This is a genomic window from Dietzia sp. Die43 (assembly GCF_024519835.1).
GTDB lineage: Bacteria > Actinomycetota > Actinomycetes > Mycobacteriales > Mycobacteriaceae > Dietzia > Dietzia kunjamensis.
In genome coordinates this window covers 111,422-132,994 of record NZ_JALJRF010000014.1, presented here as the reverse complement: position 1 = coordinate 132,994, position 21,573 = coordinate 111,422, and the positions used below count along the sequence as shown (strand labels likewise).

The 21,573-nt window shown below is 66.4% G+C and carries 21 protein-coding genes and 1 pseudogene; 10 read left to right on the top strand and 12 right to left on the bottom strand.

Annotated elements, in window-relative coordinates; translation table 11 throughout:
- Nucleotides 1-55: 55 nt before the first annotated feature.
- Nucleotides 56-508, top strand: a pseudogene (locus NR111_RS18555) (recombinase family protein); the annotation flags it as partial.
- A 143-nt stretch (nucleotides 509-651) separates the two neighbouring features.
- Here NR111_RS18555 and NR111_RS13270 read toward each other — a convergent pair.
- Nucleotides 652-2,229 carry an MFS transporter gene (locus tag NR111_RS13270; protein WP_256821045.1) on the bottom strand — a complete coding sequence of 526 codons (1,578 nt, stop codon included), beginning with the start codon at nucleotides 2,227-2,229 and terminating at the stop codon, nucleotides 652-654.
- A 117-nt stretch (nucleotides 2,230-2,346) separates the two neighbouring features.
- Here NR111_RS13270 and NR111_RS13265 point away from each other — a divergent pair, with 117 nt between their 5' ends.
- A complete protein-coding gene (locus NR111_RS13265; RefSeq protein WP_256821044.1) occupies nucleotides 2,347-3,033 on the top strand; it encodes a TetR/AcrR family transcriptional regulator in 687 nt (228 codons plus the stop codon).
- Nucleotides 3,034-3,204: 171 nt separating this feature from the next.
- Here the strand turns inward: NR111_RS13265 and NR111_RS13260 are convergent, their stop codons facing one another.
- From NR111_RS13260 to NR111_RS13245, 4 genes are all read right to left on the bottom strand, one after another.
- Nucleotides 3,205-4,266, bottom strand: a complete 1,062-nt coding sequence (locus tag NR111_RS13260; protein WP_063972865.1) for a BtrH N-terminal domain-containing protein — start codon at nucleotides 4,264-4,266, stop codon at nucleotides 3,205-3,207.
- A 120-nt stretch (nucleotides 4,267-4,386) separates the two neighbouring features.
- Nucleotides 4,387-5,607: an NAD(P)/FAD-dependent oxidoreductase gene (locus tag NR111_RS13255; protein WP_256821043.1), complete on the bottom strand. Its 1,221-nt coding sequence runs from the start codon at nucleotides 5,605-5,607 to the stop codon at nucleotides 4,387-4,389.
- Complete coding sequence (locus tag NR111_RS13250) at nucleotides 5,604-6,944, bottom strand: cytochrome P450 (protein WP_067718083.1); 1,341 nt, start codon at nucleotides 6,942-6,944, stop codon at nucleotides 5,604-5,606. Before NR111_RS13250 ends, NR111_RS13255 begins: the two co-directional genes overlap by 4 nt.
- Nucleotides 6,945-7,015: 71 nt before the next feature.
- Nucleotides 7,016-7,336 (bottom strand): 2Fe-2S iron-sulfur cluster-binding protein, encoded by a 321-nt coding sequence (locus NR111_RS13245; RefSeq protein ID WP_067718080.1) that lies wholly within the window; start codon nucleotides 7,334-7,336, stop codon nucleotides 7,016-7,018.
- 118 nt (nucleotides 7,337-7,454) lie between these two features.
- Between NR111_RS13245 and NR111_RS13240 the strand changes: the two genes are divergently transcribed.
- Complete coding sequence (locus tag NR111_RS13240; protein WP_082924073.1) at nucleotides 7,455-8,456, top strand: AraC family transcriptional regulator; 1,002 nt, start codon at nucleotides 7,455-7,457, stop codon at nucleotides 8,454-8,456.
- A gap of 149 nt (nucleotides 8,457-8,605) precedes the next feature.
- On the opposite strand, the gene NR111_RS13235 is transcribed toward NR111_RS13240, so the two are convergent.
- The gene (locus NR111_RS13235) at nucleotides 8,606-9,130 is read right to left on the bottom strand and encodes a PaaI family thioesterase (RefSeq protein WP_017836045.1); all 525 of its coding nucleotides are present in this window, start codon (nucleotides 9,128-9,130) and stop codon (nucleotides 8,606-8,608) included.
- 296 nt (nucleotides 9,131-9,426) lie between these two features.
- Here NR111_RS13235 and NR111_RS13230 point away from each other — a divergent pair, with 296 nt between their 5' ends.
- Both NR111_RS13230 and NR111_RS13225 read left to right on the top strand, forming a co-directional pair.
- Nucleotides 9,427-10,068, top strand: coding sequence for a TetR/AcrR family transcriptional regulator (locus NR111_RS13230; RefSeq protein ID WP_067719222.1), 642 nt, complete (start codon nucleotides 9,427-9,429; stop codon nucleotides 10,066-10,068).
- A 174-nt stretch (nucleotides 10,069-10,242) separates the two neighbouring features.
- A complete protein-coding gene (locus NR111_RS13225) occupies nucleotides 10,243-11,217 on the top strand; it encodes an IS481 family transposase (protein WP_163376121.1) in 975 nt (324 codons plus the stop codon).
- A gap of 22 nt (nucleotides 11,218-11,239) precedes the next feature.
- Here NR111_RS13225 and NR111_RS13220 read toward each other — a convergent pair whose 3' ends face one another.
- Nucleotides 11,240-11,959, bottom strand: a complete 720-nt coding sequence (locus tag NR111_RS13220) for a haloacid dehalogenase type II (protein WP_067718764.1) — start codon at nucleotides 11,957-11,959, stop codon at nucleotides 11,240-11,242.
- An 83-nt stretch (nucleotides 11,960-12,042) separates the two neighbouring features.
- Here NR111_RS13220 and NR111_RS13215 point away from each other — a divergent pair, with 83 nt between their 5' ends.
- Both NR111_RS13215 and NR111_RS13210 read left to right on the top strand, forming a co-directional pair.
- The gene (locus NR111_RS13215; RefSeq protein ID WP_067718766.1) at nucleotides 12,043-12,780 is read left to right on the top strand and encodes a hypothetical protein; all 738 of its coding nucleotides are present in this window, start codon (nucleotides 12,043-12,045) and stop codon (nucleotides 12,778-12,780) included.
- Nucleotides 12,781-12,829: 49 nt separating this feature from the next.
- A complete protein-coding gene (locus tag NR111_RS13210) occupies nucleotides 12,830-13,195 on the top strand; it encodes a DUF1330 domain-containing protein (RefSeq protein ID WP_256821042.1) in 366 nt (121 codons plus the stop codon).
- A gap of 75 nt (nucleotides 13,196-13,270) precedes the next feature.
- Here the strand turns inward: NR111_RS13210 and NR111_RS13205 are convergent, their stop codons facing one another.
- From NR111_RS13205 to NR111_RS13190, 4 genes are all read right to left on the bottom strand, one after another.
- On the bottom strand, nucleotides 13,271-14,674 hold the full coding sequence (locus NR111_RS13205) for an MFS transporter (protein ID WP_067718771.1): 1,404 nt from the start codon (nucleotides 14,672-14,674) through the stop codon (nucleotides 13,271-13,273).
- Complete coding sequence (locus tag NR111_RS13200; RefSeq protein WP_240341348.1) at nucleotides 14,671-15,150, bottom strand: MarR family winged helix-turn-helix transcriptional regulator; 480 nt, start codon at nucleotides 15,148-15,150, stop codon at nucleotides 14,671-14,673. Before NR111_RS13200 ends, NR111_RS13205 begins: the two co-directional genes overlap by 4 nt.
- 166 nt (nucleotides 15,151-15,316) lie before the next feature.
- Nucleotides 15,317-16,642, bottom strand: a complete 1,326-nt coding sequence (locus tag NR111_RS13195; RefSeq protein WP_067718773.1) for a lipase family protein — start codon at nucleotides 16,640-16,642, stop codon at nucleotides 15,317-15,319.
- Nucleotides 16,643-16,770: 128 nt separating this feature from the next.
- Complete coding sequence (locus tag NR111_RS13190; protein WP_067718776.1) at nucleotides 16,771-17,382, bottom strand: TetR/AcrR family transcriptional regulator; 612 nt, start codon at nucleotides 17,380-17,382, stop codon at nucleotides 16,771-16,773.
- Nucleotides 17,383-17,511: 129 nt separating this feature from the next.
- On the opposite strand from NR111_RS13190, the gene NR111_RS13185 reads away from it, so the two are divergent.
- Nucleotides 17,512-18,780 carry an FAD-binding oxidoreductase gene (locus NR111_RS13185; protein WP_163376123.1) on the top strand — a complete coding sequence of 423 codons (1,269 nt, stop codon included), beginning with the start codon at nucleotides 17,512-17,514 and terminating at the stop codon, nucleotides 18,778-18,780.
- Between the two features lie 36 nt (nucleotides 18,781-18,816).
- Here the strand turns inward: NR111_RS13185 and NR111_RS13180 are convergent, their stop codons facing one another.
- Complete coding sequence (locus NR111_RS13180) at nucleotides 18,817-19,434, bottom strand: TetR/AcrR family transcriptional regulator (protein WP_163376124.1); 618 nt, start codon at nucleotides 19,432-19,434, stop codon at nucleotides 18,817-18,819.
- Nucleotides 19,435-19,557: 123 nt separating this feature from the next.
- Here NR111_RS13180 and NR111_RS13175 point away from each other — a divergent pair, with 123 nt between their 5' ends.
- Both NR111_RS13175 and NR111_RS13170 read left to right on the top strand, forming a co-directional pair.
- A complete protein-coding gene (locus tag NR111_RS13175) occupies nucleotides 19,558-20,928 on the top strand; it encodes a cytochrome P450 (RefSeq protein ID WP_374210731.1) in 1,371 nt (456 codons plus the stop codon).
- 88 nt (nucleotides 20,929-21,016) lie between these two features.
- A complete protein-coding gene (locus NR111_RS13170; protein WP_067719124.1) occupies nucleotides 21,017-21,571 on the top strand; it encodes a hypothetical protein in 555 nt (184 codons plus the stop codon).
- Nucleotides 21,572-21,573 lie beyond the last annotated feature (2 nt).

Below are 21,573 nucleotides of genomic sequence, written 5' to 3'. Positions count from 1 at the left end.
GGCGACCGAACCGGAAGCCGCCTAGGAAACCCTCCACGATTCGGGGGGAACCACAGAGTGCATCGGGTACCTGCGCGACGGTGACGAGCTCGTCGTCGCGTCAATGGACAGACTCGCTCGTTCCCTGGTCGATCTCAAGCAGATCGTTGGTGAGGTCACTGCCAAGGGCGCGAGTGTGGAGTTTGTCCATGAACGGGCTACCTACGCCGCCGGCGCCCAAGATCCTCGAGCCGATCTGATGCTTTCGCTGCTCGGGGCGTTCGCCGAGTTCGAGCGGGCCATCATTCGTGAACGTCAGGCCGAGGGCATTGCCATCGCTAAGGCGAAGGGCAAGTACAAGGGTCGTAAGCGAGTCCTGACCGCCGAGCAGGTCGACAAAGCCCGGGCCCGCATCGAGGCAGGGGAGGGGCCATCAGTGAGCGCCCGCAATCTCGGAGTTGGCCGATCCACGCTCTACCGCGCACTACAGCGCGTTGAAGCGGGCGGGCGTGGACGCACCAGCCACTGACCCCCGCCCTGAAGATGGTGGGTATCGCTAGCCACAGCAGCTCGACCGCCGAGATTCGGCACTCGGGAGGGACCGCGGTTCTTGCTGACCTTGCGCAGTTTCTCCAGGCACGAGTCAGTGCAGCCGGAAGCCGGACGGGCCACCTATCCGACGCTGTCCCGGTGTGCCGGTGCTGTGGAACTGGCCGTGGTCTTGTGGTCACGCGGAGCAGTGCCCGGGGCAAGGATCGCTAGCAAGACTGCGGCTGCGGCGGTGAGGATTGCCAACGTAAGTGTGGCCTGACTGCTGCCGTTGACAAATGCCTCTTTGGCGTAGTCGACCAATGGTTGCGCCATTGGTCCGGCTTGTGCGGCGATCTCTAGGGCGGCGGCCAGGGAGTCGGAGACCGGACCGCGGGCAGGTTCGGGTAACTGAGGCAGGGCGGGTTGGATGTGGCGGGTGTATCCGGCGGCCAGCACACTGCCGGCCACTGCGATCCCCATCGCAGCGCCGATCTCGCGGGCCGCATCGTTGACTGCGGCGGCGACCCCGTGTTTGCTCTCCGGAGTTTCGGCGATGATCGCGTAGGTCGCCGGGGCTGTGCATAGTCCGAGCCCTGCGCTCATGATCAACAGCGGCCATAGCAGGTCGAGGTAACGTGCATCGACGGTCAGCCTGCTCACCAGCATCAGGCCAACTGCGATGGTCACCAGACCGGCGACGGTCATCACTCGTAGTCCAAATCGCTGTGACAGTCGGGGGGCGATCACCGAGATCACGATCAGGGGGACCGTCATCGGCACCAATCCCAACGCCGAGGCCAGCGGTCCGTATCCCAGGATCAGTTGCAGGTACTGCACCAGGAGTAGGAATACCCCGAAAGTGACCAAGAATTGGATGGCCACCGACAACGAGCCGGCGCTGAAGCCGCGCTTGGCGAACAACCGAACATCCAACAAGGGGGCCGAGGATCGCAGCTCAATCAGGATAAAAAAGGCTGTCGCCAACATGCCGGCCCCGGCGCTGGCGAGAACGATCGGGTCGGCCCAGCCCCGCGCGGGAAACTCGATCGTGGCGAATACGATTCCCGCAACCGCGACTGCAGCTGCCGCCGCGCCCACCCAGTCCACGGGAGGGTGATCATGCTGGCTGGACTCAGCGATCGTGCATGCCAGCGCGGCCAGTAGGGCTCCCGCTGCGGTCAGTCCGACAAATACCGACACCCACGACCAGCGCTCAAGCAACACCCCGGCGCCGAGGATGCCTAACACTGCTCCGGAGCCGGCGACTCCAGCCCACACACCTACTGCTCGGCCGCGATGAACGGCGGCGAAACCAGCAGTCAGAATCGATAGCGTCGAGGGCATTACCAGTGCAGCGCCCGCCCCGGCAATCGCTCGCGCAGCGATCAACCAGGCCGGGTCAGACAGCAGCAGGGGAAGTGCGGACGCAATGGTGAATATCGCCAGGCCTATTACGAGAACTGCGCGTCTGCCATAGCGGTCACCGATCGCTCCAGCGGGCAGGACCAGGCACGCCAGTACCAGCGTGTAGCCGTCGACGATCCAGGTCAGCTGGGCTTGCGTCGCTCCAGTCTCTACCGCAATCTCCGGTAATGCCGAATACAGTGCGGCCATGGCCGCGACGACCAACGCCACGGCTAGGCACGACACCGTGAGCATCCACCATTCGGCTCGGGTCCACCGGGATGACTCGGTGATGGTCTGTTGCGGTGAGTGCATCGCCGGCCCTTGCTGTGAGATGATCGGTCTTGGTCTGAGACAAGTAGTATCACAGTATCCGGCTGGCTGGACAGGTTAGCTTGGACGAGAAGTGACCGTCGGCCGAAGGGGGAGAGCGTGAACGACTGGGGTGCTGATCGGCTTGCTACGGACGACGATCAGCTCGATCCGCGACTGCTGCGCTCACGAAAACGATTGCTCGACGCTGCCACGCATCTCCTGAGCACTGGCGGTGTAGAGGCGGTTACCGTCGAGGCGGTCACTCGAATGTCAAAGGTTGCGCGGGCCACGCTCTATCGGCATTTCGGCGGGACCGCCCAGTTGCTTGCGGCGACCTTCGAGCAGCTGTTGCCTCGCGTCGAAGTCTCTGCCACCAGTGGGTCGGTACGCGACCAACTCATCGCGCTTCTCACGGCCCAAGCCGACCTGATTGACCAGGCGCCGCTGAACATTACGACTCTGGCTTGGCTGTCAATCGGATCAGTCGGCGGCGATCCTGCCGATTCGGCCGCGATCACCTCACTGCGTAGTCGAGTCATCGAGGAATACCGGCAGCCCTTTGACCGCATCCTCACACATCCTGACGTTCGAGCACAGCTCGGCAACGTCGACACCACCTTCGCGATCGTTCAACTCCTGGGTCCCGTCGTGTTCGCTCGCCTTACTGGGCTCTGCACCGTCGACCACGACGGATGCGTGCAACTCGTTGATGATTTTCTTGCTGCCCGCAAGCAGGGAGGCGAACCCATCCCGGCCGAGTCCATCCACGACCTGAACCGCCCTGGCGCCGGCGGATCTCGCTAAATCGGGGCTTCTTCTTGTCGGATGGGTGTGACCGCTCGATCGCCGAGGTCGCCGGGGAGGTGGCGAGGCAACCCTAGAGCCCGGTCGTTTCGGTGCGAGCGGCGGCGAGCCATCCGCTGCAGTCTGAGTGCGGCCGGAACTTCTACCGTCCAGTTTTGACTTCCCGATTAGTCAGGCTGCTGCAAGCGATCGCGAAGCTGACTCCAGAGCTTCAGCCAGTTGAAGCTCGAGCGTGGGCAGGAGGCTAACCGCCGAAGCCACACGTTCCAGCCGAGTACGCACATCGACCTCGTGCTCGATCCCGGCTCGGCCGGCCTCCGTCCATGTCTGTGCACAGTGTCTGGCGGCTACGGCGAGATCTTCGGTCGCGAGGTCACCGGTCAAACGTGCCACGTCCGCGCAGCCGTCAGCGAGCAGCTTTCGGAACAGGCCGCCACCGGTGCCGGCCTTCTCGATGAAAGCGCTCAAGCTGAATAAGAGGATCTCGAGTTCGTCAGCCGGTAGATGGGACCAAGTCCGGACATCAGCGGCGAGCTGGGCGACCGCTGCTAAGCCTTCGGAACCGCTCACCGCGGTCGTGAGATCAACGACTCCTGGCGGAGTTGGGTGGCGCATGTTCGCTGCCGATTGACGGAAAGCCGCTGCGGCAACCTGCGCAAGGTCTGGTAACTCATGCGGCCAGGCGATGCGGTACGTGGTGTGACGTGTCGGTTGTGGGAATGACATCGACGACCGTGCTCGAGCGAGAGCGTCGAACGGAACCTTTTGGACCTCGGCACGGTCGTTGTCAACAACGAAGGCGATCCTCTCCGCCTCGTCGTAACCAATTACCACGATATCGTGGCGACTCATTTGGAGCCGAACCCGCAGGTAGGGCAACTCCGCGATGTCGCCCCATATCAGGGCTGGCCTTCCGGCATCGACCTCCTGGCTAATCCACGACCATCCTTCTCGGGGATCGTCGGTCGTGAGCACTTGGACCTGTGCGCCCAGTAGATGGGGGAGATTTACTTCGAAATCGGAGTCTCTCCCTACCAGATAAAGCGGCGGGAAGAGGTCGCTCGAGCGCAAGTAGGACAGGCCAAGTGACCCCCCGAGGGTGAAGACGAGACCTTCATCGGGCGGTTCTTCCCAGCCGAGGCCTTGCCAGTGCAGGAGGTCTCGCATCGCGGCTGAGCCGCAGTGCCCCCCGACCCGATGTGGATAGTTCTCGATGAGCGTCTGGCGAGTCATCAGAGTTCCTTTCTGAACGGCAGGCGGGCACGAACCGGGCTCTCTTGCTGCGCCAGTGGGATGTCAGCGCCGTTCGTCGAGGCTCCGCCGCTGACCGTGCGAGTCTCGCTCGGGACTGGCTTACCCATTGCGCAAGGAATCGGGAGAACCCGTATGGGCGAAATCGGTCCGGACGAAAGGACGCTGCTGTGTGATGACCTGTTTGCTGAGCATGAAATCACGGGGACGATTGATGCAGTCTGCAGCAAGGAGTGCGCCATCACGGAGGTAGAAGCAGCTGAAGTCGCGGTCCCGGGTGGGGTCACCGCTGAGGACGACTTCGTCGTAACCGGTGTTGAGACCGGCGATCTGCAGCTTGAGATCGTATTGATCTGACCAGAACCAGGGCAGCGACACTGCGCTCTTGGACTTCCCGCAAAGGGTAGCCGCGGCGAGTTTCGCCTGATCGGTTGCTCCGGGTACGCACTCCAGCCGGACTCGGCGACCGTATCGAGAGATGTACTTGCTGGCACAGTCTCCGGCGGCAACGATGGCTGGGTCACTGGTTCGGGCGTGCTCGTCGATCACCACACCATCGTTCAGGGTCAAGCCCGCCGCCTCGGCGAGTTCTGTTCTCGGTTCAACACCGATACCCACGATGACCAGATCAGTCGGAATCGACTCGCCAGTAGATAGTGTGACCTCCCGGACGCAATCGTCTCCGACTAATGCTGCGACTTTGGCGCCCGTTCGGATATCGATGCCCTCCTCTCGGTGGATCCGCTCGAAGAACGTTGATACGTCGGGAGCAGTGACCCGCTTGAGGACGCGAGTGGTCGCCTCGAGCACGGTGACTTCCAGGCCCAGTGCCCGTAGTGAGGCGGCCGTCTCAAGTCCGATGTAGCCGCCCCCGACGATCACCACCCGCCGCCCGGGGGCGGCGGACGTGCGGATCAACTCGACGTCTGCGGCGGTACGAAGGTAATGGACCCCGGGGAGATCGGCCCCAGGAACGCGGAGCTGACGAGGGCGGGCTCCCGTGCACAGCGCGAGCTTGTCGTATGTCAGTGTGTCGCCGGTGCTCATAACGATGTGCCCAGCCGAGCGGTCGATCGCCTCCACGTGCGCGTTGAGAAGCTGGATTCGCTGCTTGGAGTAGAAGTCCGAACTGCGGATGGTGATCTCGTCGAGGGTGGTTTTCCCGGCGAGATACGCCTTCGACAGTGGCGGGCGCTGGTAGGGCACCGTGGGCTCCTCGCCGATGAGGACGATCTCACCGCTCCACCCGTCCTGCCGTAGGCTCGCCGCGAGTTGGGCTCCGGCATGGCTGGCACCGATGATGAGGGCTCGCTGCGATGTCATGTGCCGGATTTCGGGGTGAGGCGCACCATCATCTTGCTGATACCCCGCACGAAGTTGGACTGCACGTACTCGGGTTCGCCGACGACCTCGATGTTCTCGAAGCGGGGGAGCAGCTCTTCCCAGAGGATCCGCAGCTGCATTTCGGCCAGTCGGTTGCCCATGCACCGGTGTACGCCGAACCCGAAGGAGATGTGGTTGCGGACGTTGGCCCGGTCGATGATGAAGTCATCGGGCCGCTCGAACACACGCTCGTCGCGGTTGCCTGAGGCGTACCACATCACGACCTTGTCACCCTTACGGATGAACTGACCGTTCAAGATAGTGTCAGTCTTGGCGATTCGGCGCATGTAGGCCAGCGGCGTTTGCCACCGGATTATCTCGGAGACCATGTTGGGGATCAGGTCAGGGTTGGACTTGAGCTTTTCGAACTGGTCTGGGAACCGGTTCAGCGCCAGAACGCCACCACTCATCGAGTTCCGGGTCGTGTCGTTCCCTCCGACGATCAACAGCACAAAGTTGCCCATGAATTCCATCGGGCGGTCGATCAGATCCTTGGTGTTCTCGTTGCTCTGCAGCATGGTGACCAGGTCGAAACCGGGTTCCTCCCCCTCTGCTAACCGAGCCTTCTTGTCGTACCACAGAGAACTCAGACCGCTCGCCATCTCGCGCATTCCGTCGAACGTCTCGTCGAGGTCCGCAGGACCACCGTTCGCTTCCTCGAACGAAGTTGCAATATCTGACCAGTACACGAGTTTGTGACGTTCCTCGTATGGGAAGTCCAAGAGCGTCGCGAGCATTCGAGCTGTCAGTTCGATCGAGACAGCCTGGACCCAATCGAACGGCTGATTCACCGGCAAGTCGTCTAGTACCTCGCGAACCCGAGACCGAATGAGCGTCTCCATCTCGCGCAGGTTCTTCGGCGCCACCACCCCCTGCACAGCTGCTCGCTGCACGTCGTGGCGCGGTGGGTCCATCGCGATGAACATCTCAATATCGAGAAAACGAGGCGGGGCCCCGATCACTATCATCGGCTCGGCGGAGAAGACCTCATGGTTCTTATCGACCGCGATGATGTCTTCATGTCGGGTCACTGACCAGAACGGCCCGAACGCACTGTTGGGCTGAAAGTGGACCGGAGCCTCGTTTCGCAGGCGCTCATAGTAGGACTGCCAGCGGCCTTGGCGATAGAGAAAGGGATTACTGAGGTCGATGTCGGCGAGCTCGACATCCTCGACGGGAGGAATGGGACTCTCTACGAAGAGCTTCTTCCCATTCGTCCTTGTCACCCAGCGCCGAGTCCTGTCGTACAGATGGGCGCCCCGGATCTGAAGATCCATCGGGATGGCCGACCGGATTCTGTCCCCGACTTCTACATGATTGCTTGACACGACTCTTGATCCCTTCGTCGTTACATCTGGAACTCTGGCACCTGGACGACCAGGCCGTCCCAATCCGCGGACGCGGTCATCTGGCACGACAGTCGAGAGGTCGGCAGCCTTTCCGGGTTCATTGCGAGCATTTCCTCTTCACTTGCTCCCGAGAGGCCGACCTGTTCGGACCACTGCGGATCAACGATGACATGACACGTGCCGCACGCGGCTTCGCCTCCGCAGTCAGCGTCAATCCCGGGCACCGCGTTGTTGACGGCGATCCGCATGAGTGACTGCCCCTCCTCTAAGGGCACCACGTGCTTCTCTCCCTCATGTGAGACGAAGGTTACGACTGTCATCGCTGGCTCCTGCATGGTTGTTCGGGTAAAAGCTGCTCACAGCATTGCTAACAACGACGACTGCGGCTAGGTTGATTGAGGGCAGAAGCTTGTTAATTTGGCTCAGAAGGCGGGGGCGATGAATCTTGATCGCGAGGGCGTGCCACCGCTCGTGTTCGCGCAGTTACTTGAGAGCCCAGTTCTGGAGCAAGACGCCGTTGCACGGTTTCGCGAGATCATGGATCGTGAGCGAAGCGACGTCGAGTCACTTCTCGCCATCAACGCCCAAGTTCCCCTGCGGTGGATCAGGGAAGCCTTGCCCGACCTCGACGTTGACCAAGCAACGACCCTCGGTTTGGCGTTCGCCCAGCATGCTCATCTGACGTCCTTCGGACCATTAAGCGTCCCACTAGTAAGCGCAGGTTCCGCAGGCGAGATATTGGAATTGCTTGCCTACCTGCCGCTAATAACTCCAGCCCTGAGTGCGCAGTTCTACGCAGGTGGACACGGAGTGTCTGTCGCGCTCAATGGGCAGACGGGCGATCGAGTCCTAGACTCCCTAGTGGTCACCTACTGTGGTGCGGTCCTGCTGAGGCTGCTGAATATACTCGTTGGCGATGCACCAGACATCACACTCTCACTGGGTTGGCCCGCTCCGGAAGGTCTGCCCGTGGATCAGGATCGGTTAGCTGGTCGCCTGGTATTTGACGCTTCACTGTCCATTCTGCATTTTCCCGTTGACGCGGTCAATCACGTCTGCCGGTTCTCTGACCCCGTGGCGTATCGACTCGCTATCAGTGACTTGCAGCGAAGGCTCGACGAGCGGAGTAAAATCGCCTCGTATTCGGACAAGGTGAGACGTCTGATAGAGAAGCGTCCCGCAGATTGTGGAAGTCAGTGGATTGCAGACGAACTCTCCATCTCTACGAGCACACTTAAGCGGCGCCTCTCTGAGGAAGGGATGACCTATCGCGGACTGCGCCAGTCGGTCATTCGTGAGTACGCGATTCTTCGTTTACTGGACGGATCTGTGTCCGCGAGCGAGATCGCCACGGACCTCGGATATAGCGACCTCGCCAGCTTTTCACACGCTTTCAAGCACTGGACCGGCCACCCGCCGACGGGGTTCCGTCGTAGGTAGCGCTGCCACTTGGTTGACTCGTACAGGGCAACTGGCAATGCACGGTGCCTTCAGCTTCGCCCTTTCTTTGGGCGTGGCGTTCAATAGCTTCAGGCTCCGCCGACACCCTCGACGTATTCGGGCCTGGTGCTCGCGGCGGTGAGTTTGGCCTAAGCCCTCGAGTTTCTCTGTGACTGCAAAAAGTGTTCAACCTCGACCACGATGAACAGGGCAGTGGCAGTAATAACAGTGCGGCCCTCTGCATCCTCCATCGTGGACTTGAGGTCCAATTTCCGGCCATCGCGAGACCGAACTGCAGCGCGCAGGATGTACGGGGTGTCGAGTAGTGCTGGCGCAAGATACTCGAGCTCGAGACGGCGCGTCACGGCGAGCTCGCCGACCGAATACAGCAAGAAGCCGAAGAGGTCGTCAATCACGGTCGCTACCGCGCCGCCGTGTGCAATGCCCGGTGCCCCGACGTGGCGCTGGTCGAACTGGTGGTGTGCGACGACGCCGTCTCCGTCACGCCGTACCGAGAGGAAGTGACCATTCGGGTTCTCTGGTCCACAGCCAAGGCAGTTGGGGTGGTGGGGAGGAAGCTCGGAGGAACCGGATTCCATGCGCGTGAACGAGGCCACCCAGTTGTCGATATCGGTACCTATCGGCTCGCCGGCCTTGTCGCGAAATGTGTCCATGTCCAGACCTTCCTGTCGATGAAGTTGTACTGGGTGCGATACCTCGGCTTGTGGCGACGGAGATATCGCCGACACCCGCACGTCCGACCCGTGACCCAACCTTTGACCGGGACGTCCAAGGGGCCCTGAGGCCCGATGCGGGTGGCCTGAGCAACTGGCTGTCGACGGCACGATAGTCAGGTCGACAAGGCCGACTGAGCCGGGACACCTTGTACTGTACGAACATACAGTAAGCGGTACCGACGTATAGTCTAGTTTGGGGTCCGTAGGCTCGACCGCAACTGAAGGGGAACCGCGTGAATCGTTCCGCACCAGGCGCCGCGGGCCAGGATCTCACTGCCAAGGCGCGCATCCGCAACGCCGCACTGGATCTCTACGCCGCCAACGGCGAGGACGGCACTTCGTTGCGAACCGTGGCAACCGCGGCCGGAGTGACGGTGGGTCTCGTGGTCCATCACTACGGCACGAAGGACGGCCTTCGCGAGGCGGTCGAGCGACTGGTCGTAGAGCATTTCGCTACCGCACTTGCCTCGGCGCCCGTGGACATCCCAGGCGCCGACATCGCCCGGATCCGCAACGACGCGGTTGCCGACATGCTGGTCAGGCGTCCCGAGGTGGTGAACTACCTGCGCCGCTCATTGCTAGATCCCGGCGGTCAGCGAGGTGAGTTACTCGAGCGACTCACCGAGCTGACACACCGGGAAGTGGCGGCTATGCGGGAATCTGGCGCGGCGTCCAGGGTCCGCGCCGATGCTGTCCAGGTGGTCGACGTCATCGTCACTCAGCTGGGCCGCTTGTTCCTCCAGCCGCTCGTGGACTCGATGTGGTCCCATCTTGGGACGTTCACCCACACCGGAGGCCACGACAAGCCGGAGCTGAGTGTTCGCGTCACCGAGACATTGGCAACCGGTCTCCCCCACAGTGGACTCCACTCTTAGGGGCAAGAGAACGAGATCCTGTGGCACGCCGTTGCCTCTCTGTCGCAGGTGAACCCGCTAGATGTACTGACCACGGACGTTGTGTCACCGGTCGGCATGGCGGGATGACATGAGGAAGACCTCCGTGTGAGGTGTGAAAGCGACCAAGCAACCACACCCACAACGGAGGTCTTCATGTCCCACGCTAACGCCCCGCTGACTCCGACGGGAAGACTGCGTCTGGCTCGGTGTGTCGTCGAGGACGATTGGGTACCGCGGCGAGCGGCGGAGCGGTTCGGTGTCTCGGTCACCACCGCCCGCAAGTGGGCCCGCCGGTACCGGCAGCTGGGCAAGGACGGCATGGTCGACCGCTCCAGCCGCCCGCACCACAGCCCGACCCAGACGCCGCGGCGGCGGGAACGCCGCGTGCTCGGTCTGCGCGTATCCCGCCGGTGGGGCCCGGCCCGGATCGCCTACCACCTGGGCATGCAACCGTCCACGGTGCACAAGATCCTGTCCCGCTACGGCTGCGTCAGGTTGGCGTTCACCGACCCGGCCACCGGCGCGCCCGTCCGGGCGCACACGCGGCGCCCGCGTCGCTACGAGCACGAGGCGCCGGGGGATCTGGTGCATGTGGATATCAAGAAGCTCGGCCGCATCCCCGACGGAGGCGGGCACAAGGTCCACGGCCGCGCCAAGGGCAAACGTGACCGCAAACGCGGGATGGGCTACTGGTACATCCACAATGCCGTCGACGACCACTCACGCCTGGCCTACAGCGAGCTCCTAGAAGACGAGCGCAAGGAGACCGCCGCCGGATTCTGGCACCGGGCCCACGCCTACTTCGCCGACGCCGGGATCACCGTGCGGCGGGTGCTGACCGACAACGGCTCCTGCTACCGCTCCCACGCCTTCGCCGAGGCCCTCGGAGGCAATATCGCACACAAGCGCACCCGCCCGTACCGCCCGCAGACCAACGGCAAGGTCGAGCGCTACAACCGCACCATGCTCGAGGAATGGGCCTACGCCACCGCGTACGTCAGCGAATCCGACCGCGCGGCTCGCCTACCCGCATTCCTGCACCACTACAATTTCCACCGCGGCCACACCGCGCTACGAGGCGCCTCACCCGCAGACCGCGTACACAACCTGCGTGGGCAGTACATCTAGGTTCCGCACCGAGGGGCTGTACTCACCTGAGGCGGCGGGCCAACTGCGTGATGTCCGTGACCTCGAGGTCCGGGCTGGTGAAATGCTTCGGGTACATGCCGTGGGTGCGGTTGATCCATGCCGTTCGCATACCGATCCGGTGGGCGCCGTCGATGTCCCAGGGATGGACGGCCACGAGCATGGCGTCCGAGGGGGCAACGGCGCACTGCTCGAGTGCGAACTCGTAGGCAGGGGCGGCTGGTTTCCACGCGCCGGCGGAGTCGACCGACAGCAGCAAGTCGAAGTCGCGTCGCACACCGGCTGACGTGAGCAGCTTCTCGGCGACCTGTGTCGAACCGTTGCTGAGGGTGACCAATCGGATCCCCAGCTCCGTCAACGCCGAGACGCCGTCGGCGACATCGGGATGAGGATCGAGTCCGACGAACCCGCTCATGATGTGCTCAATCGCCTCGTCGAGAGGTCGGTCGAGCTCCACCTCCGACAGCATGACCTGCAGGAGCCCGGTGCCGATGTCAGCGAACGGGCGAGCGGCACCTGCGGCGGTGAGGGCGAAGCCGTCGCGCAGGAGGTCGGCGAACCACAGGGGATACATCGAGCCGGGTGCCCCGACGTCGGAGAACCGGGCCGCCATCGCCGTGGTGTCGGACAGGGTCTCGTTGACATCGAACACGATCACCTGCGGGCGGCGAAGTCCAGGCCCGTCGGCCTGGTGCTGTTCGGGATTGACTGGCGTCTCGGTCACGTAGAGACCTCCTGGTCACCGGGTTCGCACCATGCTATGCGCCAGCGGGCTGCGCGGCCGGAACACCTGGCTAGGGTGGGCGCATGGACGCCGACATCAACTTCTACTTCGACCCGGTCTGCCCCTTCGCCTGGATGACCAGCAAGTGGGTGCGCCAGGTGCAGGCGCAGCGCGACTACACGGTCGATTGGCGGTTCATCTCGTTGCGCCTGGTCAACGCCGGTGTCGACTACGACGCGCACTTCCCCCCTGAGTACGAAGCCGGCCACACCGCCGGGCTGCGGCTCCTGAGAGTGGCGGCTCGAGCGCGAGCCGAGCACGGCCGGGAGGCGATGGCGCCGCTGTACGCCGCCTTCGGGGCGCGCATCTTCGACACCGCTCCGGACGCCGGCGACGACCGCAGCGAAGGCGACGAGCGTGAGCGGCGCGGCACGAGCGAGTTCGCCAGGCTGGTCCTCGCCGACGCTGATCTGCCGCTCGAACTGGCGGACGCCGTCGACGACGAGTCGTGGGACGCCGAGATCCGCCGGGAGACCGACGAGGCGCTCTCGCTGACGGGCAAGGACGTGGGCACGCCCATCATCCACTTCGAACCGCCGACCGGCGTCGCCTTCTTCGGACCCGTGATCAGCCGGCTGCCACACGAGGACTCGGCGGCCGAGCTCTGGGACCACGTGGTGGGGCTCGCCCGCTTCCCGGGTTTCGCCGAGCTCAAGCGCAGCCTGCGCGAGAAGCCGCAGCTCGCCGCGTTCGGAGTCGACGCGGACACGGTCGGCACGCAGGAGGACTGGCACGGCGGAAGCCGTCGGCAGAAGAAATGATGATGGCCGTTCGCGCCACCGTCGCGGGACTGGCGGCGATACTCGCCTGATGGCTATCGATCCCCGCGGAAGAGACCTCAAGCGCTACCTCGCCGACGACCCCGGCGGCCCGGTCGTGATGCTGAACCTGCTCCGGTTCGCCGATGGTGGGCGAGAGGACTACGCGAAGTACGCTGCGGCGCTGAACGAGACGTTCCTCCCCCGCTACGGCGCTGAGGTTCTCTACGCGGGTGACGGTTCCACAGCCCTGGTCGCCGAGACCGGCCAGGACTGGGATGCCGTTCTGCTGGTCCGATACCCCAGTCGCGCCGCGTTCAGCGAGATGGTCGCCGACCCCGGGTACCAGACCGTCACGGAACTGCGTACGAGCGCCTTGCAGGAAGCGGTGCTCCAGGCCACGACCCCCTGGGCCTGACTCCGACCCGCGGGGGCGGTCGATTCCGTCGCGCATGCCCGAGTGCGATCGCGCGCAGAATGCGGGACGCCGGGGCTACTGCTGGGCTCGTCGTCGTCGACCCGTGACGGCATGGAGCACCAACGCGAGCATCACTGTCGCGCAGCAGATCACACCCACGCCGAACGCCATGGTGATGCCCTCGTCGGTCGAGTACGCGGAGTCGGAGGGGTGCGCGGCGAGGACGGCGGCCGACAGGGCCGCGCCGACCGCGCCGCCGACCGTGCGGAGCACCTGGTTGAAGCTCACCGCGCTGCCGAGCTGGTCCACCGCCACGCTGCGGGCGATGAGCGCGGGCATCGCGGCGTAACCCGAGCCGATCCCGGCGCCGAAGAGGAACATGCCGATCGCCAGCGTCCAGAAGTCGCCGTGCCGCAACCACAACAGCACCGACGCCACTGTCATCACGGCCGCGCCGACGGGCAGGAACACCGCCATGTCGTAGCGGCGGGACAGGGCACGGACCGTGCGGTTGGCCACCAGGCTGCCCACCGACAGCGGCGCCATCATGAACCCCGCCCACATCAGTGGCACGGCCAGGCCGAAACCGGTGTCCGCGGGTGCCTGCGCCACGAGGCTCGCGATGGACAACCCAATGTACATCGCGGTGCCCAGGCCGATCGCGGTGGCGTTGGCCAGCAGGACCTCCGGCCGGCGGACCACGCGGAGGTTGACCAGGGGATGCAGGGTACGGATGCTGTGCACGATCCAGAAGAGCAGAGTGTTCAGCGCGACCACGAGGACGACGAGCGCCGTCGCGGACCCCCAACCCCAGGTCTGCCCCTCGGAGATCCACAGCAGCAACGCGGCCAGCCCGCCGCCCAGCAGCAGGGCCCCGCCGATGTCGAACGGCGTGCGGGGCGCGAGCGGATCGGGGCCCGCAGGGATGAAGCGCCAGACGCCGAACGCCGCGGTGGCCACGAACAGCGCCGCGAAGGCGAACGCGGCCCGCAGGTCGAACGTCGCCGCGAGGATGCCGGTGAGCGGATAACCCAGTCCCATCCCCACCGACACGGTGACCGAGAGCGTCGAGATGGTGGGCTGCGATTCGGTGTAGGTGAGGTGTCGGCGCGCCAGGGCGATGGTGATGGGCACCGTGCCGTAGAGCAGTCCCTGCAACGCGCGGCCGACGAGGAATACGGTGAAGTTCGGCGCGACGGTGGCGATGATCGATCCGAGGAAGATCACACCGAGGCTGGTCAGCAGCAGTTTCCGGGTATGGGGGCCGTCGGCGAGGCGGCCCATGATCGGGGTCGCGACCGCGCCGACGAGCAGGTTGGCCGTGAGCATCCACTGCGCCGTGCTCACGGGGATGCCGAACTCCGCGGAGACCGACGGCACCAGCAGCATGCCGAGGGAACTGACGATCGAGCTGGTCAGGGCGGCGTAGACCAGGGCCTGGACGAACCAGCGGGGCGCCGGGCGCCGGTGAGGGGTCACCGGGCGTCCTCGGAGTCGAGGCGGCGGAGCAGGGGGACCGCGGCCGCGAGACGGTCGCGCTCGGCGTCATCGAGGTGGTCGGCGATCGCGTGGGCCAGCCAGTCCTGGCCCGCGGCGCGCTCGGTGCGGAGCTGCTCGCACCCGCCTGCGGTGATGGAGACGAGGGTGCGTCGGCCGTCGGCGGGGTCCGGGCTGCGGGAGACGAGTCCGAGATTCTGTAGTTCGCGGACGGCGTTGGCGACGGCCTGGTGGCTGATCCGCTCGAGGCCCGCCAGGTCGGTCGCGGCCAGGGGTCCGCGCTGCTCCAGGTGGGACAGGATCCCGACCTTGCCCATCGACAACGTCCGGTGGGAGTTGAACCGTCGCCACAGGGGGCGCAGCGCGTGGCGGAGATCGTCGGCCAGGGCGGCGACGTCGGGCGACGGGGTAGCGGTCGGGTCGGCGGGTGGTCCAGCGGGCGGGTCGGCGGGTGTCACTCCGACGAGTCTACAACCAGATTGCGCAATCTGCTTGCGCAAGGGTGGGGGTGCGCGGTGGGGCGCATCGACAAGAGCGTTCCGCACACCTGCCTCTCGGCGAATGTGTGCGGAACTGCCTTGTCGACGCCGGGCCCGGCGGGCCGGGCCCCCGGAGCAGTCGGCCTCAGTAGGTCCCGCAGTTGCTGGGCGCCGGGACGCCGCGCACGCGGTCGTCGAGGTACCGCAGGGTGCCCTCCAGGCCGGTGAGCATGGGTGCGGCGTGACCGATCACCAGGCCGGGCGCGACTGGGGGCATCGGGTCGATGACCATCTCCACGGTGACGCCCTGCGCGCACCAGTCGCGACCGAGCTGCTGGGACTGGTGGCCGGGGACGACGTCGTCGTTCACGGGCGAGAGAACGCGCACGGGTGTGGTGGGCGCGAGCCGGCCGATCCGCTGACGCTCGAGGAATCCCGTGAGTACCGGCTCGGAGCGCACGATGTCGCCGGCCGACCGGCCCGAGACCGTGTAGGCGGTGGTGCGCTGGTGGAAGAACTGGACGGCGGTCTCGCCGATGCACTGGTCGGCGGTGGTGGCGAGCATGGCCCGGCCCCGGTCGTTGAAGTACGGGTCGATCAGCGGGCCCATCTCCGGGTAGGCGTCGAGCAGGCTGTTGAGCGAGTAGCCGATCACGCCGGCGATCGCGGTCCCGTCGACCTGCTCGAGGGTGGCCAGCAGATCGGCCGGCGGAGAGCCCGCGGCGGTGCCGACGAGGTTGACCTCCGGCGCGTACTGCGGGTGCAGTTCGGCGGCCGCGGCGACGGCGCCACCGCCCTGGGAGTAGCCGGTGAAGACCGTGCGGGCGTCCGGGGCGATGTCGGCGCCCGGCACCGACGCCGCGACTCGCGCGAGGTCGAGGACGGCACGGGCCTGGGATTCGCGATTGATGTACGAGTGCAGGCCCGGCGTGCCGAGGCCCTCGTAGTCGGTCATCGCGACGGCGTACCCGCGGGCGAGCAGGGCGTAGGCCTGGATGAGCTCGTACCCGAACCCGACGCCCGGCGGGTCGGTGCGGACGGTGGCGAGGTTCTGGAACGTCTTGGATGGCGCGCAGTGGTCGGCCTGGCCCTGGGTGCCCGGCGCGACGACCGCCAGCGGACGCGACCCGGGTCCGGTCCACGGTGCGCGCGGCTGCAGGTAGGCGCCGGTGACCGCGATCGCCTGGCCGCGCGACCCGACGGAGGTGTACATGATGCGCTGCGCGTCGGTGGACAGCGGACCGGCGCCGTCGGAGATCGGTTCGGCGCCGGGGATCGGCGGGATCGCTCCGGCCAGCGGGAACGGCTCGGTCTTGATGAGCTCGCCGGAGGTCGCGGGCAGGTCTGCCGGCGGCTGGTAGAAGGCGGGCGCCGGGTCGTTGGACGATCCCTGCGCTCCGGCGGCGGGGGCGACCAGGGCCCCTCCGGCGACAGCGGTGGCGATGGCGGTGGCGAATGCGGCTGCGCGCATCGCGGTTCGACGAAGTGGCACGGTCCCCCCGGACTGATTGTGTTCTGGCTCACGAAGTTGAGCAGAGTCTAAGTGAATGCTGTGTGCGGCGGGCACTCCGGTCGTGCGTCGCCCGTCAGCGCGGTTGGTCACCGCGGCCGGGTGGCGGCGAGAATCACGTCGACCACCCGGTCCACGGCGTCCGGGGGCAGCGGGCGGCCGCTCATGAGCGGCGTCAGGAGTAGCGGTGCCACGAGCGTGGTCACGACGGTGTCCGGATCGAGGTCGGGGTTGAGGTCACCTCGCGCGCTCGCCAGCGACGCCATCTGCCGCCAGGCGTCCAGGGCGGGTTGGTAGCGCGCGGTGACCACGTCGGCGAGCTCGGGATGTGACCGAGTGGCGAGGAGCGCGCCCGTGGCGAGCTCCACCGGGTCGGCCGCGAACGCGGCCAGGGCGTGGGCGAAGTCCCGCACGTCGCCCTCCCAGTCCCCGGACGTCGGCACGGGAACCCGGAGGACGTGCTGGTCGAGGGCCTCGGCCACGAGGTCGGTGGTGGTCGGCCACCACCGGTACAGGGTCCGTCGGTTCACGTCCGCCCGTTCGGCGACCTCCACCATCGAGAACTGCCACCGCCCCTCGGCGAGGAGCGACAGGACCGCCTCCCCGACGGTGCGACGGACGCGGTCGCTCCGGCCGCCCTCGCGAACCCGGCGCCGTTCCGGTCTCGGCGCGGGCGGCCGGGTCGGCGGTTCCTGCTCCACGTTCGCGCCCCCGGATCCGGTCTGGTGGATTTCGTTGAGACTACCTCGCCCTAAGTGCACACTGTGATGACTTAAGTGTGATGCACTCGCAGCATCAGTCCACCCGCTCAGCGACCGTCCAGGGGACCCATGACCGCCGATCCCACCTACGACCACATCGTCATCGGCGCCGGGCCGATCGGCGCCGCGACCGCCCGGCACCTGGCCGAGCGGGGGGATTCCGTCCTGGTGATCGGCCCCGAGGAGCCCGCGGGCTTCGCCGACCATCAGGGCACGTGGGCCGGGCACTATGACCAGGGTCGGATGTGCCACGTTCTCGAGATCCCCGTGGTCACCGGGGTGCTCACCACGCGGTCGATCCGCCGGTTCCCCGAGCTCACGCGCCGCACAGGGGTCGAGTTCACGACCGGCGTCGAGTGCCTCTCGGTCAACCCCGCCGACGCCGCCGGTGACGCGGCCGGGGAGTGGTTCGACCGCGACGTCCTGGCCGCCAACGCCCGCGACCTGGGCGTCGACGTGCACCTCCTCGACGAGGAGGGCCTACGTCGGCGGTACCCCGCGGTGCGGTTCGAACCGGGCCACGTGGGCGTGGTGCAACCCGGCGGGATGATCGTCAACCCGCGGGCGCTGGTCCGTGCCGAACTGGCCGCCGCGTCGGCGGCGGGGGCGGTACTCGTCCGGGACGAGGTGGTCGCGCTCGAGGGCGGCGCGGGGGGTGGCGATGACAGCGGCGATGACGACGACAACAACGACGACAACAACCACAACGACGACGACAAGGTGGTCGTCACGGCCGGGGGAGTGCGACTGCGAGGTCGGTCGATCGTGCTCGCGCTCGGCGCCGCCGTCAACGCCTCCGGCCTGCTGCCGCGGCCACTGCAGCTGTTCACCCTCGGGGCGACCGTCGTGCTGGTGGAGGTCGACGATCCGGGCGGGATCGACCTGCCCGCGACGATGTATCTCAAGCATCGCGACGGCGCGCAGCAGTTCGGCGGAGTGGTGATGCCGCCGGTTCGGTACCCGGACGGTCGCTGGTACCTCAAGGTCGCCGGCAGCAGTGTGCGCGAGACGCCCCTGGGCTCTGCCGAGGAGATCGCGTCCTGGGTGCGGACCGGCGGCGCCTCCGCGGACGTCGACGACGCGCTGGCGGTGTTGACCGATCTCCTGCCCGGCGTCCGCCTGGGGCGGGCGCACACGCGCCCGTGTCTGGTGTGCGCCACCAGTACCAACCACCCCTACATCGACCGTGTGGACGACCGCACCGTTCTGGCGGTCGAGGGAGAGCGGGGTGTCATGGCCGCGGACGAGATCGGCCGACTCACCGCGGATCTCGCCGCCACGGGGAGGTGGACGGATCCGCTGCCCCGGGACGTGTTCCGTGCCCGGTGGGCGGCGTAGCGGCGGGGAAGTCGTCGACTGTGGTCGGCCGGCGGGTCAGGCGTGCATGCCCACGGTGAACCACCGGGTCGCCTCGTCGACGATGTCGTCGATGCTCGCGCTGGTCTCGGATTGGAGCCAGGCGGTGATGAGTTCGCCCAGGCCGCCCACCAGGAGGCGGGCGCTGATCTCGTCCCGGGGGGTGGGCAGGGCGCGGTCCCCGAACAGTGTCCGGGCCTGGGTCACGACGAGGGCCGCGAAGTCGCGGTACAGCTCGTGGCGGCGCTGGCGGAGGGTCGGGACGGTGGCCGACTCGATGATCGCGACCCGTCCCTTGCGGGGGTCGTCGGTGAGTAGTGCCGCGAAGGCGGCCAGGGCGGCGTGGGCCCTGGCCGCGGCGTCGCCCTCGGTGTCGGAGAGTGCGGCCAGGACGGCGGTACGGACCTGGTCGGCGATCTCGTCGACGAGGGCGAGGAGCAGCTGGTCACGGGCGGTGAAGCTCTCGTAGAAGTAGCGCTCCGTCAGGCCGGCCTCCGCGCAGATCGCCGTCATCGTCGTCCGCTCGACACCGCGGGTGCCGACGAGCTCCAGGGCCGCGTCGAGGAGTTGGCGCCGGCGGGATGCGCGCCGCTCCTCCGCGCTGACGCCTCGGTAGCGGCGCGGGGTCGCGTTCATCCCTCAATCTTGACAGGGCCCCCTGTCTGATTCAAACTCGTTCCAAACTGACAGGACCGTCTGTCAGACAGGTGGTGGGGCCGTCGCGAACGGACGTCTCCACTCGGAGGTCAGGGGATGCTCGTGACACGAACGCTGGCGAAGGCACCGATGGACAGTGGGCTGGCTCCGGTCCCGGGAGACGGTGGTCTACCGCTCCTCGGTCACGGTCTGGACTACCTGCGGGATCCCATGCGGCTGTGGGAGAAGCGCTACCACCGGTACGGGCCGGTCTCGTGGTTCCGCGCGTTCGGGACGAGGATCGTGGCGCTGCTCGGGCCGGAGGCGTCGGGAGTGGTCCTCCAGAACCGGGACAAGGCGTTCGCCAACGGCGAGGCGTGGCAGTTCCTCATCGGGCCGTTCTTCGACCGCGGCCTGATGCTCCTGGACTTCGACGAGCACATGGCCCACCGCCGCCTCATGCAGGAGGCGTTCACCTCCGACCGCCTCGCCAGGTACGCGGCAGCGATCGACCCGGCGGTCCGCACCGCCGTCGAGCAGTGGCAGCCGGGGGAGCGCGTGGAGGTCTATCCCCGGCTCAAGCAGTTGACGCTGAACCTCGCGGTGGAGGTCTTCATGGGCGGCGCCCCCGGCGCCAGCCAGGCGCGCCTCGATCAGGTCAACGCCGCGTTCATCGACTGTGTCCAGGCGGCGACCGCGCTCGTGCGGTACCCCGTGCCGGGCGGGCGTTGGCACCGCGGCCTGGTTGGTCGACGCCGGGTGGAGGAGTTCCTCCGCGAATACCTGCCGGCCAGGCGGGCGGGCGACGGCGACGATCTGTTCTCCGTGCTGTGCCGGGTGGAGGTCGACGGCGAGCGGTTCAGCGACGACGACGTCATCAACCACATGATCTTCCTGCTCATGGCCGCGCACGACACGTCCACCATCACCATCTCGACGATGATGCAGTACCTGGGCCAGCACCCCGAGTGGCAGCAGCGGTGCCGCGAGGAGTCCCTGGCGATTCCGGGCGACACGATCAGCTATGAACAGCTCTCGCAGTTGAGGTCGCTGGACCTGGTGATGAAGGAGTCGCTGCGCCTGGTGTCGCCGGTGCCCACGATCGCGCGCACGGCCGTCAAGGACACCGAGGTGCTGGGTCACTTCATCCCGGCGGGGACGATGGTGGCGATCGCCCCCTACTTCACCCACCACCTCGAGCAGTACTGGCCCGATCCGGAGGTCTTTGACCCCGGCCGGTTCTCCGACGAGCGCCGCGAGGACAAGGTCCACCGTCAGGCGTGGCAGCCCTTCGGCGGCGGCGTGCACAAGTGCATCGGCATGCACTTCGCCGGCGCCGAGGTCTCACTCGTGCTGCATCACCTGCTGCGCACCTTCGAGTGGCACGTCGACCCGGACTATACGGCCCCGATGGACATGAAGTCGCTGCCGTTCCCGAAGGACGGGCAGCCGATCCGTCTGCTGCGGCGGGCCGGAAATTCAGAGAACTCATAGCCGCAGGGGTAGCGAAAGGTGTCATATCAACATAGTCTGTGGTGTACCTCACATACCGCATGTGGGACAACACGGAAGGGTGATCATCATGGCTGCTCACGCGACCCACGCTCCCGAGCCGGTGGCCTCCACGGACGGCACGCCGGCCAGGAGGAAGAAGGCGATCCCGATCATCCAGAGCCGCATCGGCGCCCCGGTCGCCTTCGTCGGTCTGGCGATCGCCCTGCTCAGCCTCTACCTGCCGTGGGTGACCGGCGGCGGGCAGTCGCTCTCCGGCCTCGTGCTGCCCGAGGTGCTGGGGCTGAGGGAGATCACCCCGGTGAACTTCCTCGGCCTGGTGGCGCTGTCGTTCCTCACCGTGGTCACGCTCGTGGCCCGGCTCGGCATCTTCGCGATCCTCAACGCCGTGACGGCGGGGCTGGTCCTCATCGCCCACCTCGCGTTCATGTGGGTGCTGTACGGCTCCACGGGCACGGCGGACCCGATCCTGTCGGGGCTGTCCGCCGAGGCGTCGGTCGCCTATGGGCCGTACGTCGCCATCGTCGGATTCGTGCTGGTGATCGTGGGTTCCGCGGCGGCCGCCGTGTCGGCCGAGTATCTGCTGCCCGACCGTGCGGAGGCGAGGCACCGCGACCGCGACTGACG